The 13130-nt window shown below is 55.4% G+C and carries 12 protein-coding genes and 1 tRNA gene; 3 read left to right on the top strand and 10 right to left on the bottom strand.

The window, feature by feature from the left end; genetic code table 11:
- Window positions 1–12: 12 nt before the first annotated feature.
- The 9 genes from GY169_RS21570 to aspA all read right to left on the bottom strand — a co-directional run bounded on the left by GY169_RS21570 (window position 13) and on the right by aspA (window position 8791).
- A complete protein-coding gene (locus GY169_RS21570; protein WP_167577080.1) occupies window positions 13–1335 on the bottom strand; it encodes a 6-phospho-beta-glucosidase in 1323 nt (440 codons plus the stop codon).
- Window positions 1332–2087, bottom strand: coding sequence for a MurR/RpiR family transcriptional regulator (locus GY169_RS21565; protein WP_163448683.1), 756 nt, complete (start codon window positions 2085–2087; stop codon window positions 1332–1334). Before GY169_RS21565 ends, GY169_RS21570 begins: the two co-directional genes overlap by 4 nt.
- A 218-nt stretch (window positions 2088–2305) precedes the next feature.
- A complete protein-coding gene (locus GY169_RS21560; RefSeq protein ID WP_167577079.1) occupies window positions 2306–2809 on the bottom strand; it encodes a DUF523 domain-containing protein in 504 nt (167 codons plus the stop codon).
- Window positions 2810–2993: 184 nt separating this feature from the next.
- Window positions 2994–3069, bottom strand: a tRNA-Phe gene (locus GY169_RS21555).
- A 159-nt stretch (window positions 3070–3228) separates the two neighbouring features.
- Window positions 3229–3804: a transcriptional regulator gene (locus tag GY169_RS21550; RefSeq protein WP_163447339.1), complete on the bottom strand. Its 576-nt coding sequence runs from the start codon at window positions 3802–3804 to the stop codon at window positions 3229–3231.
- A gap of 45 nt (window positions 3805–3849) precedes the next feature.
- Window positions 3850–5529 carry a protein-disulfide reductase DsbD gene (locus GY169_RS21545; RefSeq protein ID WP_167577078.1) on the bottom strand — a complete coding sequence of 560 codons (1680 nt, stop codon included), beginning with the start codon at window positions 5527–5529 and terminating at the stop codon, window positions 3850–3852.
- Entirely contained in the window at window positions 5505–5828 is a 324-nt protein-coding gene (gene cutA, locus GY169_RS21540) for a divalent cation tolerance protein CutA (RefSeq protein WP_064546792.1), read from the bottom strand. Before cutA ends, GY169_RS21545 begins: the two co-directional genes overlap by 25 nt.
- Window positions 5829–5942: 114 nt before the next feature.
- Window positions 5943–7244, bottom strand: coding sequence for an anaerobic C4-dicarboxylate transporter (locus GY169_RS21535; protein WP_163447342.1), 1302 nt, complete (start codon window positions 7242–7244; stop codon window positions 5943–5945).
- Window positions 7245–7354: 110 nt separating this feature from the next.
- On the bottom strand, window positions 7355–8791 hold the full coding sequence (aspA, locus tag GY169_RS21530; protein WP_163447343.1) for an aspartate ammonia-lyase: 1437 nt from the start codon (window positions 8789–8791) through the stop codon (window positions 7355–7357).
- A 337-nt stretch (window positions 8792–9128) separates the two neighbouring features.
- Between aspA and GY169_RS21525 the strand changes: the two genes are divergently transcribed.
- Window positions 9129–9605 (top strand): FxsA family protein, encoded by a 477-nt coding sequence (locus GY169_RS21525; RefSeq protein WP_167577077.1) that lies wholly within the window; start codon window positions 9129–9131, stop codon window positions 9603–9605.
- Window positions 9606–9657: 52 nt separating this feature from the next.
- Here the strand turns inward: GY169_RS21525 and yjeH are convergent, their stop codons facing one another.
- Entirely contained in the window at window positions 9658–10893 is a 1236-nt protein-coding gene (gene yjeH, locus GY169_RS21520; RefSeq protein WP_167577076.1) for an L-methionine/branched-chain amino acid transporter, read from the bottom strand.
- A 252-nt stretch (window positions 10894–11145) separates the two neighbouring features.
- Here yjeH and GY169_RS21515 point away from each other — a divergent pair, with 252 nt between their 5' ends.
- A complete protein-coding gene (locus GY169_RS21515; protein WP_003855929.1) occupies window positions 11146–11439 on the top strand; it encodes a co-chaperone GroES in 294 nt (97 codons plus the stop codon).
- Window positions 11440–11474: 35 nt separating this feature from the next.
- Entirely contained in the window at window positions 11475–13121 is a 1647-nt protein-coding gene (gene groL, locus GY169_RS21510) for a chaperonin GroEL (RefSeq protein WP_064546803.1), read from the top strand.
- The last annotated feature ends 9 nt before the right edge of the window (window positions 13122–13130 follow it).

Genomic DNA, 13130 nt, shown 5'->3' with positions numbered 1-13130 from the left:
GTCTTCCCGCGATTAGAGTGATTCAATCTTGTTGGCGAACTGCGGCAGATACTTTTTATTGGCCCGCAGCATCTCTTTCACCAGCTCAACGCCCTTATTGTCGCTTGAACATAATGGATTGAAGAGGAAGCCTGCGATCAGTGCCTGATAGTCGCCGGTGGCGGCGGCTTTGACGATCTGCGCTTCATAGTCCTTCATCATCGACACAATACCTTTGGCGGGAGACGGAATTTCGCCGGTGCAAATTGGCATTGGGCCATTACGGGTGAGGACGCAGTTCACTTCCACTACCGCATCTTCCGGTAAATTGGTAATCGCGCCGCCGTTGCGAACGTTGACGGTTTGAATGCTCTTATCATCGAGGTATATGGCACGAATGACGTTCAGCGCCGCAGTGGAATAGAGCGCGCCGCCGCGGGCCTCCAGCTCTTTAGGCTTATCCTGAAGCGTGACGTCGCTGTATTTTTTAAACAGCTCGGCTTCGATATTTTTGACGATTTCACCACGTGATAGCTCGGCGGCCTCCTGCTCTGCCAGCATCTCGGTGGTTTTAAGGTAGTACTTTAAATACGAGGATGGGATCAGGTTGGTGGCGGCCAGCAGCTCTTTATTAAACTGCTCGTTGCTGACGTTTTTAAAGCTCAGTTGGTCGACATCCGCTGCGTTGATTATCTCGATGGTTTCCCGGGTGCGGTCTACGCCGTTGTGCAGAATTTTGGTAATAAAGTTCATGTGGTTGGAGCCTTTGAACTCAACGTACAAATCGGCAACGTCAACATTTAGCAGGCCGGCAACCTGATGGGTCATATTGATCGGGCCATTGCACAGGCCAATCACCCGGTTGTTACTGCTGTATTTGAGAACCGCTTCGGTCACCATGGAAGCCGGGTTGGTGAAGTTGATCAGCCACGCGTTAGGGCAAATCTCTTTCATTTCATTGGCAATGTCGATAATCACCGGAATGGTGCGCAATGCTTTAAACATCCCGCCCGCGCCGTTGGTTTCCTGGCCAATAAAACCGTATGATTTTGGCAGTTTCTCATCGACGATACGAGCGTCAATACCGCCGACACGCAGCTGCGTCACTACGAAATCCGCCTCCTGTAGCGCTGTTTTTCGGTCGAAGGTTTGGCTGACATCAATCGGTAAGCCTGCTTTGGCCAGCATTCTTTTGGTGAGCTCGAAAATGATGTTCATTTTCTCTTTGCCCATTTCGATGTCGACAAAAGCAATATGGGATATCGGCAGCTGATGATGATTAATAATTACCCCTTCAATCAGTTCAGGGGTATAGCTGCTGCCAGCGCCAATCACAACGAGTTTAAGTTGGGTCATGAGTCTTCTACCTTTGAATTAAATTTCAGTGATACTTTTCTGACATTGGATAAATGAAAAAGCATGATGTCGATGATGGCTATCTGAATCGGATAGCTAATATTTTCAAATGCCGTGTTTTTAATAATGGCGTTTTTATAGATCAGGGCGGCATCGGCCTTAAGCGCCAGCGTCGAATTTTCCCGGCTGGTGATGGCGGCAACTTTGATGCCGTTTTTCCGCGCATTGGTGATGATTTCTTCCAGCATTTCCGACTCGCCGCTGTTGGATACAATCAACACGCAGTCATCGGCGGTCAGAAAGCGGCTACGCACATTACAGTTGGTATAGTCTGTTTCATTGAGGATATTAAAGCCCAGCACCATCAGGTTATAGCTGACATAATTTGCCACGCTATCCGAAGTTCCATATCCCCAGGTAATAATCGTGTTACATGTGGATAAAAAATCACAAAAGGCTTTTATTTTACTCTCGGAAACCTTAGTTAAGGCATCCTGCATTTCCTGGAGATACTCGCTCACGAAGGCATTATGATGCTGTGAGTTTTGCGACATGGAGAATACGTCGCGAACATCGACCTTAAACTCCTGAAAATTATTAAAGCCTAATTTCTTAACCAGTTTCGAAATAGACGGTGCGGTGGTATAAACGCGCTCGGCCAGTTCATGAATTTTCATTTTATAAACGTCGGCCGGGTGCTCCTGGCAGAATTTATAAATTCTCAGCTCGTTACTGGTTAAATCTTTACGCATGGAGTGCACCTCTTATTATGCGGCGCTGAGGCCGCAGTGGCTCTCGGGAGGGATCTTAACAAGGGGAGGACGGAAATAGGTTTTATGATTTAGAAATTAATTTCCGTGATCTGGATTATAAATTTCCATGAGGGGACTTTCTCTGAAGTAGGAAGGCGTAAAGTATCAGGTCGCCCGGATGAGGCGCATTGCACCGATGCCGGGCGGGCGGGAGGGATCTATGCTCCCTCAACCTCATCAAGCCGCTGCTGCAGCGCCTCCAACTGAAACTCGCTGAACACCTCAACCCCATGCTCGCGCAACAGCGCCGCCGCTACCCCTTCGCCCGGTACCTTCATGCCGCGAAACGAGCCGTCGTAAACGTGCAGGCTGCCGCAGGTGGGGCTGCCGTCGGTCATAATCGCAAACCGACAGCCGTGTTGCTGCGCGGTTTGCAGCGCCAGCCAGGCGGCCAGCACGTAGGGTTGTGTAACATTGCGCCCGTCGCTCTCCACCACCCGCGCCCGTCCGTTTAACACGTCGATACCTTGACCATTAATCATCTCCGCCGACAGTCGCGGCGTCTCTAGTCCCGCCGCCAGCTCCGGGCAGTGAATAACCAGACGGTCTTCATCGTGCCATTGTTGCAGCAGGTTTGCGGTGCAGGATTTATCGGTGCCGTTGTAACGCACGCGGTGCCCGGCCAGGCAGGCGCTGAGGAGGATTTTTTGTTTGAAGGTCATGGGAAACCCTGAGGATGCGTGGCAAGGCGGTTGTCGCGATGCCTGCGGCTATAGGGTAACGGAAACCAGTTGAGGTGAAAATGGGGGGAGGGGCGGATTCTGCGGCGGACGTTTGATAAGGCTTGAAAGGTAGCATGGTTCCAAAAAGCAAAAACCCAGCCATAGGCTGGGTTTTCTGAATAAGTGGTGCCCGGACTCGGAATCGAACCAAGGACACGGGGATTTTCAATCCCCTGCTCTACCGACTGAGCTATCCGGGCAACGGAGCGCATTAAACCGTAGTCGCTCACTCGCGTCAACCAAAATCAGCGAAAAGCTGTTCAACTGCTTACTATTGCGGCAATCTACGCGTTTACGCCGCGCGTTTGCACAAATCGCGCTGCCACTGGTCGGTCATCTGCGTGGGCAGGGATGCTGGCCTAGGTCAGCGCGCCGTTCTGCCTGCACTGGGCGAAGCGCAGAATGTCTTCGGCCAGGCGGTACGCGGTGTCTACATCAACCTGGCTGCGATTGACCAGCATGCGGCTGAGGCAGCCTTCCAGCACCAGCTCCATCTGTTTCGCGACCATCGTGGGGTCATCCACTTCCAGTTGGGTCAGCAGCTCATGAGTGAAGTGGAACGCGTCCTGCTTCTGCTGGTTGGCGAGCTGATGAATCGGGTGCTCGGCGTCCGGGTAGAAGGTGCAGGCGGCGATAAACAGGCAGCCGGGGTAGCGGTTTTTGGTCACGCAGTTGGTCAATGCCGGATAGCGAGCCAGCAATTTCTCTTCGGCTGTCATCTCTTCGTTGAGCATCAACTGGCGACGCCAGGTCTCTACCTGCTGGCTTAAATAGCGCAGCGCGTCATACAGCAGCGCTTCGCTGTCCGGCCAGAAGCGGCGCAGTTCATCGAGCGGACGGTCCACGCGCTCGGCCACCATTTCCAGCGTGGTGCTTGCAATCCCTTCTTGCTCCAGGAGCTGTAGGGCTTCTCCCAATACATCTTCGCGTTGCACGGTATTCTCCTCCGTTCCCGACGGCTATCCGTCTCAAAGTGTTGTCTACGGTTGGCGATCGCGCAAATGCGCGCGAAATGCGGCGGCGTCCATAAAGCCGGTTACCCGTAGGGCGGGCTGCTCGTTGCCGTCTTCATCAAAGAAGAGGATGGTCGGCAGGCCCAGTACCTGTAAATGTTTTAGCAGCGCTACGTCCTGCGCGCTGTTAGCCGTTACGTCCGCCTGTAGCAGTACCGTATTTTGCAGTGCCTGCTGCACCTGCGGGTCGCTGAAGGTGTACTTCTCAAACTCTTTGCAGGCCACGCACCAGTCGGCGTACAGGTCGAGCATCACCGGTTTACCGCGAGCGTTAGCCAGCGCGGCGTTCAGCGACTCGACGTTGCTGATGCGGGTAAAGTTGAGATGCGCCTGACTCTGCGTGGCCGTCTGGCCAAAGACCCAATCCTGAAGCGGGCGCACGCTGATAAGCGCCGCGGCCAGCAGGATGATTTGCCCAATGCGCTGCCACGGTTTGTTCAGCCCGAGGCTGGTGATAAATGCCCAGCCGAAGAACGCCACGCCGAGCATCGACCACAGCCGCAGCCCCCATACGTCGCCGATAATCCGTTCCAGCAGGAACACCGGCAGCGCGAGGATCACAAAGCCAAAGGCGGTTTTAACATGCGCCATCCACGGCCCGCTTTTTGGCAGCAGGCGGTTGCCGAATACGGTGACCAGAATCAGCGGCAGCCCCATGCCCAGCGCGTACAGGTACAGCGTACCACCGCCAAGCCACAGGTTACCGCTCTGGGCGATATACAGCAGAATGGCGCTCAGCGGCGCGGTGGTGCACGGCGAGCAAATCAGCCCGGCAATCGCCCCCATGGTGAACACGCCACCGAGGGAGCCGCCCTGCTGGCGGTTGCTCATCAGGGTGAGGCGGGTCTGCAAGGAAGATGGCAGTTGGAGCGAGAAGGCGCCAAACATCGACAGCGCCAGCAGGATAAACACCGCCGACAGGCCGATCAGCACATACGGATGTTGCAACGCGGCCTGGAACTGCATCCCGGCGGCGGCCACCACCAGGCCGAGGGCGGTGTAGGTCAGCGCCATCCCCTGCACGTAGATAAAGGCCAGCAGCAGCGCGCGAGCGGTAGAGAGGCGCTGTTTACCGCCGAGGACGATGCCGGAGATCAGCGGATACATCGGCAGCACGCAGGGGGTGAAGGCGATGCCGATGCCGATTAATAGGGCCCAGAGGGCGGAGAATGGTAAGTCCGCGCTGGTGTCGCCACTCTCCCCGGAGGGGGAAAGGGCAGAGACCGCGTTCAGCGGCACGGTTCGGGTTTCCGGCGGGTAGCAGAACCCCGCGTCGGCGCAGCCCTGATAGGTCACCGTCAGCGTCGCGCCGTGGCTGGCCTGTGTCAACGTCACTGGCACCACCAGGCGTTGGCGGTAGATTTCGCTTTTGCCGTAGAACTCGTCGTTATGCGGTTCGCCTTTGGGGAGCTGTAGCGGAGCAATGCTGGCGTTGGCCGGGCTAATTTTGATCTGCTGGCGATAGAGGTAGTAGCCCTCTTTCACCTGCCAGCTCAGGTTTACGTCATGCTGGTTCTGCTGAAAATCAAAGGCAAAGGCTTGATCAGCAGGAATAAAATTGCTGCGGCCGGGTCCATCAAATAACCCGGCGGCGAAGGCTGAGGTGCTGCACAGCAGCAGGATCAGCGTAAGGATGCGTTGAGCCATGAGAGATAATCAACATCTGCGTGAGTAACGGGTAACACTAACAATTCTGGCGTTTGGTACGGGTGATGCGCCTTCAGGCAGTCCAGCAACGCCTGCTGGTGGGCAAGATCGGTTTTTAGCAGCATCTGTACTTCATACTCCTGCTCGAGCTTCCCCTCCCAATAGTATAGCGAGGTCGCGCCGGGTAGCAGGGTGGCGCAGGCCGCTAATTTCTCTGCCAGCACTTTGGCTGCCAGGTCCTGGGCGGTGGCTTCATCCGGAGCAGTACAGAGGACCACTACAGCGTCGGGAGTGCTCATTGTAAACCTCGTTATCGATGAAAAGAGGCACTATAGCACGGCACCTGGAGAGGGTTGAGTGAATCGGGCCGCAGAGCGGCCCGACCTTAACGATTTTTACACAGCGTCACAGGGTTAGAGCATTAACCCGCCGAAGATGAAGCCGAGGATGACACAGAGGGCAATGGCAATCACCCCCGGGATCAGAAACGCGTGGTTAAACACGTATTTGCCGATCCGAGTGGAGCCGGTGTCGTCCATCTCTACCGCCGCCAGCAGCGTTGGGTAGGTCGGCAATACGAACAGCGCGGAGACGGCGGCGAAAGACGCAATTGCCGTCAGCGGGGTGACGCCAAGCATCAGCGCCGCAGGCATCAGCGCTTTCGTGGTCGCCGCCTGGGAGTAGAGCAGCGTTGCGGCAAAGAACAGCACCACCGCCAGCAGCCACGGGTAGTTGTGCAGCAGATCGCCCGCTACCGCCTGAATATCGGCGATGTGCGCTTTCACGAAGGTATCACCCAGCCACGCGACGCCCAGCACGCACACGCAGGCGCTCATCCCGGACTTAAAGGTGCTGGCGTTGAGGATTTCACCGGTATCGACTTTACAGGTGATGCAGATCAGCGTGGCGATGGTCAGCATAAACACCACAATCGCTTCGTTACGCGGTAGTACCGGGTTTTGAATCAACCCTACCGTATCGCTGATGGCGGTGGCGTAGAACATCACCGCGACAATGCCGACCAGGAACAGCAGCACCGAGCGCTTAGCGTGCGGCTTCAGCTCAAAGACCTTGCTGCCGCGCAGGCGTACTTCCCCTTTGGCCAGACGCTCCTGGTACACCGGGTCGTCCTTCAGTTCGCAGCCGAGGAAGTTACAAACGATGGAGGTCAGCAGGACGGCTATCAGCGTTACCGGAATACAGATAGCCAGCAGCGTCAGGTAGCTCACGCCCATCGGTTCAAGGATACCGGCGAAGAACACCACCGCCGCCGAAATCGGCGAGGCGGTAATCGCAATCTGCGAGGCCACCACGGCGATGGAGAGCGGGCGGGAAGGGCGGATGCCCTGTTCTTTCGCCACTTCGGTAATCACCGGTAGCGTGGAGAACGCGGTGTGTCCGGTCCCCGCGAGGATGGTCATAAACCAGGTGACCAGCGGAGCGAGGAAAGTGATGTATTTGGGGTGCCGACGCAGCAGTCGTTCGGCGAGGCTGACAAGATAATCCATCCCGCCGGCGATTTGCATGGCGGCAATCGCGGCGATAACCGCCATAATGATTTCAATGACGTCAAACGGTATGGCGCCGGGTTTTATTTGAAAAATCAGCGTCAGCACCAGCACGCCGAAGCCGCCGGCAAAGCCGATGCCTATCCCCCCGAGTCTTGCCCCCAGGTAGATGGCAAGAAGCACAATGACCAGTTCTGCTCCAAACATATTAGCCTTCCTTGTTTACCAAGTTGATATGTAATTGTTGTGTTTTCGTGAATTGTAGAAACAAAAAAGGCATGTCATCATGACATGCCTCAGTTTATTAGTCAGAAAGACTATTGTTCGCTTTCATCGGTATAACGCTTCGCTTTGTAGGCCGGGTGCATCAGGTTCTGCGGCGAGAAGATGTCGTCCAGCTCCGCTTCCGTCAGCAGGCCGCGCTCCAGTACCACTTCACGCACGCTCTTTCCGGTTTCGGCACAGATTTTCCCGACGATATCGCCGTTGTGGTGGCCGATGAACGGGTTCAGGTAGGTGACGATACCAATAGAGTTGTAGACGTAGCTTTCGCACACTTCTTTGTTCGCGGTGATGCCGTCGACGCATTTTTCCAGCAGGTTGTAGCAGGCGTTAGTCAGGATGTGGATAGACTCAAACAGCGCCTGGCCAATCACCGGCTCCATCACGTTCAGCTGCAGCTGGCCCGCTTCAGACGCCATGGTGACGGTGGTGTCGTTGCCGATAACCTTGAAGCACACCTGGTTCACGACTTCTGGAACGACCGGGTTCACTTTGGCTGGCATGATAGAAGAACCGGCCTGCAGCTCCGGCAGGTTGATTTCATTCAGGCCTGCGCGCGGGCCGGAGGAGAGCAGGCGAAGGTCGTTGCAGATCTTCGACATTTTCACCGCCAGGCGTTTCAGCGAGCTGTGGACCATGACGTATGCGCCGCAGTCGGAGGTCGCTTCAATCAGATCTTCTGCCGGAACGACCGGCAGATTACTGACTTCCGCCAGTTTCTGTACCGCTAACTGCTGGTAGCCATCCGGGGTGTTCAGACGGGTACCGATGGCGGTGGCGCCAAGGTTTACTTCCAGCAGCAGCTCCGCGGTGCGCAGCAGGTTTTTGGTCTCTTCGTTCAGCAGCACGCTGAAGGCGTGGAATTCCTGGCCCAGGGTCATTGGTACCGCGTCCTGCAGCTGGGTACGGCCCATTTTCAGCACGTCCTGGAACTCAACGGCTTTACGCTGGAAGCCTTCACCTAACTGATGAATGGCGTCAACCAGCTTCACAATAGAGGCGTACACCGCGATGCGGAAACCGGTCGGGTAGGCATCGTTAGTGGACTGGCATTTGTTGACGTGGTCATTCGGGTTCAGGTACTGGTATTCACCTTTCTGGTGGCCCATCAGCTCCAGGCCGATGTTCGCCAGTACTTCGTTGGTGTTCATGTTGACAGAGGTGCCCGCGCCGCCCTGATAGACGTCTACCGGGAACTGATCCATGCATTTGCCGTTATTCAGAACTTCATCACAGGCCGCAATGATGGCATTCGCCACACCCTTAGGAATGGTTTGTAGCTCTTTGTTCGCCAGGGCCGCCGCTTTCTTCACCATGACCATCCCGCGAACGAACTCCGGGATGTCGCTGATTTTACTATTACTGATGTAAAAGTTTTCAATCGCTCTCAGAGTATGAACGCCGTAGTAAGCGTCAGCAGGAACTTCCCTGGTACCTAACAGATCTTCTTCGATACGAATGTTGTTTAGCATGTGAACCTTCTTTTGCGAGCTGCCAATGATTTCACCAAATACGCAGGATTTTTGTGGTCATGCGTTTTTCTGACCGCAGATTATTTCCTTAAACGGCCCGGTGTCCATGATCATATGCTGATGATAGCGGATTGCAGTAATCTGGATCACTTATTATCAGACGTAACTGATAAGAATTATTGATTTGTGAAATGAATCACCGCTTGACGATTGTTGACAAAAATATGGGCCGCCGCTGATTGAAATGCGGCGATTCACCACCATTTCAATTTAGTGCAGAGAATGATGACTCGCTGCAAGCGCGTGATACGCGTTGTTGACTTCACAGGAGATGCCAGTGCGCTGGATACCGTTAATTGCCATATTTCTCTATGTTTACATTGAGATCTCTATTTTTATCCAGGTCGCCCATGTGTTTGGCGTCCTGATGACGTTGATTCTGGTTATTTTTACCTCGGTGATCGGCATGTCGCTGGTCCGTAACCAGGGCTTCAAAAACCTGATGCTGATGCAGGAAAAAATGCAGGCGGGCGAAAGCCCGGCGGCGGAGATGATCAAAAGCGTATCGCTGATCCTCGCGGGCCTTCTGCTGCTTCTGCCGGGCTTCTTTACCGACTTCCTGGGGCTGGTACTGTTGTTGCCGCCGGTGCAGAAGCACCTGACCGTGAAGCTGATGCCGCACCTGCATTTTGGGCGCATGCCGGGTGGCGGTTTTGCCGGTGGCACCAACGGCGGGCAGACCTTTGACGGGGAGTATCAGCGTAAAGACGAGCGCCCTGACCAACTGGACCATAAAGACGATAGCCGTCCTTAAGCCATCGTAATGATAAAAGCCGGAGCGCGTTATGCACTCCGGCTTTTTAAGTCTATGCCTTCCTTTTCGGCAGCAGCACCCACAGCGCAGCCAGCATTATCACCGCGTACAGGCTCTTCCACCCCACCATCGCCAGCAGTAGCAGGCACAGCGCCACGCCCATCACCGACAATACCCGGTAACGCCCGCTGAGCAGCTTGCAGCCTGCCAGCATGCACAGCAGATAAATCATGATAAAAATGCCGTTGGCGTAAATGATGAGCGCATCCAGATTGATGTTAAGCCAGTAGCTGGCCAGCGTGCTCACCATGCAGCTGCCAATCACCACGCTTAACGCGTTGCGCGGCACCAGGCCGGGGGAGAGGCGAGCCAGATAGCTCTCTGGCTTATGCTGCGCCTGCGACCACACCAGCCGGGCAAAGCTTTGGATATAGATGTTAAGGCTGGCGAAGCAGGCGAGGAACCCGACCACGCTTGCCACCCACAGCGCCTGCACGCCGAACAGCTGTACCACGATGGTCGGCAGCGACGCAGCGGCGGTGTTGGCGGCCCCGTAAGCGTGGAAGTGCAGTACCAGCACCGTACAAGCCCAGTAGACGATACCCGCTAGCAGCAGGCCGACGATCAGCGCACGCGGGAAGTCACGCTCCGGATGGCGGAACTCCGAGGCCATATGGGCAAACGCCTCCAGGCCGACAAAGCACCAGAACATGACCGACAGCGCGGCGAATAGCGGCGATATTTCGACATCCGGAAGCGCCGGGAAAGGGATGGCTTTCAATGAGATATCGCCATAGACCCAGATTGCGGCCAGCAGGGCGACAATTAATATCGCAACCAGCGTTTGCAGGTTCGCGCTCGAACTGGCGCCGCGCAGGCCCAGCCACCAGACGAGGCCGAGCGTAGCCATTTCAGCCATCAGCAGTTGCCAGCCGTGCCAGCCAAATAGCGCCTGGGTAAAGCCCGAGGCGATGTGCAGCGCGGCGGGCAGACCGACGGGGATCACCGACAGGAACAACCAGCCGGTGACGCGTGCCAGGCGCGGGCCAAAGGCCATCTCCACAAAGTGCGCGACGCCGCCTGCGCTGGGGAAGTGCCGGCCAAGCAGCGCGAAGACGATCGCCACCGGGAAAACCAGTACGATTAGCGCCGGCCAGGCCCACAGGCTGGTCTCCCCGGCGACGATGGCGCCCAGCGCCGGAACGGCGAACACGCCGGTGCCCAGCAGCGACGTCGACAATAACCCCACTCCCTGAGCGAAACCCAACTCCTGTTTCAGACCTGACATGACTTGTTTCCATACCCTGGCAAAGGGCAAAATTTTAACACATCACCTCTTCTTATGACCCCGCGGCATTGTGCTGTTCTAAGCCGGTATTTCAGCGATTTATCGCGATTCGTATCGGGTACGAAATTTTTTTTAGGGTGACCCCTTGAAGGCCAAAATAACCACCCCCATCTCTCTGGCACTAGCCGGAAAACCGTGTACGGCCCGGCGTCACCCATAACTGATAATGACTTTCTCAAAGGAGAGCTATCAATGAGTATTCGTCCGTTACATGATCGTGTGATCGTCAAACGCAAAGAAGTTGAAACCAAATCTGCTGGCGGCATCGTCCTGACCGGTTCTGCGGCAGCAAAATCAACTCGTGGCGAAATCATCGCTGTCGGTAAGGGCCGCATCCTGGAAAACGGAACCGTGCAGCCGCTGGACGTTAAAGTTGGTGACATCGTGATTTTCAACGATGGCTACGGCGTGAAATCTGAGAAGATCGACAATGAAGAAGTGTTGATCATGTCTGAAAGCGACATCCTGGCAATTGTTGAAGCGTAAGAGCTACGCGCGAACGAATTTGAGGAATAGAAGAAATGGCAGCTAAAGACGTAAAATTTGGTAACGACGCTCGTGTGAAAATGCTGCGCGGCGTTAACGTACTGGCAGACGCAGTTAAAGTGACCCTGGGCCCGAAAGGCCGTAACGTAGTGCTGGACAAATCCTTCGGCGCACCGACCATCACTAAAGATGGCGTATCCGTAGCACGTGAAATCGAGCTGGAAGACAAGTTCGAAAACATGGGCGCGCAGATGGTGAAAGAAGTGGCCTCTAAAGCGAACGACGCTGCAGGCGACGGTACCACCACCGCCACCGTACTGGCGCAGGCTATCATCACCGAAGGCCTGAAAGCTGTTGCTGCGGGCATGAACCCGATGGATCTGAAACGTGGTATCGACAAAGCTGTCGCTTCCGCTGTTGAAGAACTGAAAGCGCTGTCCGTACCGTGCTCTGACTCTAAAGCCATTGCTCAGGTAGGTACTATCTCCGCTAACTCCGACGAAACCGTAGGTAAACTGATCGCTGAAGCGATGGACAAAGTCGGTAAAGAAGGCGTGATCACCGTTGAAGACGGTACCGGCCTGGAAGACGAACTGGACGTAGTAGAAGGTATGCAGTTCGACCGTGGCTACCTGTCCCCGTACTTCATCAACAAACCGGAAACCGGTGCTGTTGAGCTGGAAAGCCCGTTCATCCTGCTGGCTGACAAAAAAGTCTCCAACATCCGCGAAATGCTGCCGGTTCTGGAAGCCGTTGCGAAAGCAGGCAAACCGCTGGTTATCATCGCTGAAGACGTTGAAGGCGAAGCGCTGGCTACTCTGGTGGTCAACACCATGCGCGGTATCGTGAAAGTCGCTGCTGTTAAAGCACCGGGCTTCGGCGACCGTCGTAAAGCTATGCTGCAGGACATCGCAACCCTGACCGGCGGTACCGTTATCTCTGAAGAGATCGGTATGGAGCTGGAAAAAGCGACTCTGGAAGACCTGGGTCAGGCGAAACGCGTTGTGATCAACAAAGACACCACCACCATCATCGATGGCGTGGGTGAAGAAGCTGCGATCCAGGGCCGCGTTGCTCAGATCCGCAAACAGATTGAAGAAGCAACTTCTGACTACGACCGTGAAAAACTGCAGGAACGCGTAGCGAAACTGGCTGGCGGCGTTGCGGTAATCAAAGTCGGTGCGGCGACCGAAGTTGAAATGAAAGAGAAGAAAGCACGCGTTGATGACGCCCTGCACGCGACCCGTGCTGCGGTAGAAGAAGGCGTGGTTGCTGGTGGTGGTGTCGCGCTGGTTCGCGTTGCCGCTAAACTGGCTGGCCTGACTGCTCAGAACGAAGATCAGAACGTCGGTATCAAAGTTGCGCTGCGCGCAATGGAAGCACCGCTGCGTCAGATCGTTTCCAACGCCGGTGAAGAACCGTCTGTTGTGGCGAACAACGTGAAAGCGGGCGAAGGTAACTACGGTTACAACGCAGCTACTGAAGAATACGGCAACATGATCGACTTCGGTATCCTCGACCCAACTAAAGTGACCCGTTCTGCTCTGCAGTACGCAGCTTCCGTTGCTGGCCTGATGATCACCACCGAGTGCATGGTGACCGACCTGCCGAAAGGCGACGCGCCTGATTTAGGTGCTGCTGGCGGTATGGGCGGCATGGGTGGTATGGGCGGCATGATGTAATCGTGCGCT

Source organism: Kluyvera genomosp. 3, assembly GCF_011765685.1.
Taxonomy (GTDB): Bacteria; Pseudomonadota; Gammaproteobacteria; order Enterobacterales; family Enterobacteriaceae; genus Kluyvera; species Kluyvera georgiana_A.
The sequence above is the reverse complement of the archived record's forward strand: the minus strand, read 5'-3'. Positions and strand labels throughout refer to the sequence as shown.

Excerpts from the sequence above, each read along its gene's own strand:
- GY169_RS21570 (WP_167577080.1), bottom strand. The coding sequence starts at position 1,335 with ATGACCCAACTTAAACTCGTTGTGATTGGCGCTGGCAGCAGCTATACC.
- GY169_RS21565 (WP_163448683.1), bottom strand. The coding sequence starts at position 2,087 with ATGCGTAAAGATTTAACCAGTAACGAGCTGAGAATTTATAAATTCTGC.
- GY169_RS21560 (WP_167577079.1), bottom strand. The coding sequence starts at position 2,809 with ATGACCTTCAAACAAAAAATCCTCCTCAGCGCCTGCCTGGCCGGGCAC.
- GY169_RS21545 (WP_167577078.1), bottom strand. The coding sequence starts at position 5,529 with ATGGCTCAACGCATCCTTACGCTGATCCTGCTGCTGTGCAGCACCTCA.
- cutA (WP_064546792.1), bottom strand. The coding sequence starts at position 5,828 with ATGAGCACTCCCGACGCTGTAGTGGTCCTCTGTACTGCTCCGGATGAA.
- GY169_RS21535 (WP_163447342.1), bottom strand. The coding sequence starts at position 7,244 with ATGTTTGGAGCAGAACTGGTCATTGTGCTTCTTGCCATCTACCTGGGG.
- aspA (WP_163447343.1), bottom strand. The coding sequence starts at position 8,791 with ATGCTAAACAACATTCGTATCGAAGAAGATCTGTTAGGTACCAGGGAA.
- yjeH (WP_167577076.1), bottom strand. The coding sequence starts at position 10,893 with ATGTCAGGTCTGAAACAGGAGTTGGGTTTCGCTCAGGGAGTGGGGTTA.
- GY169_RS21515 (WP_003855929.1), top strand. The coding sequence starts at position 11,146 with ATGAGTATTCGTCCGTTACATGATCGTGTGATCGTCAAACGCAAAGAA.
- groL (WP_064546803.1), top strand. The coding sequence starts at position 11,475 with ATGGCAGCTAAAGACGTAAAATTTGGTAACGACGCTCGTGTGAAAATG.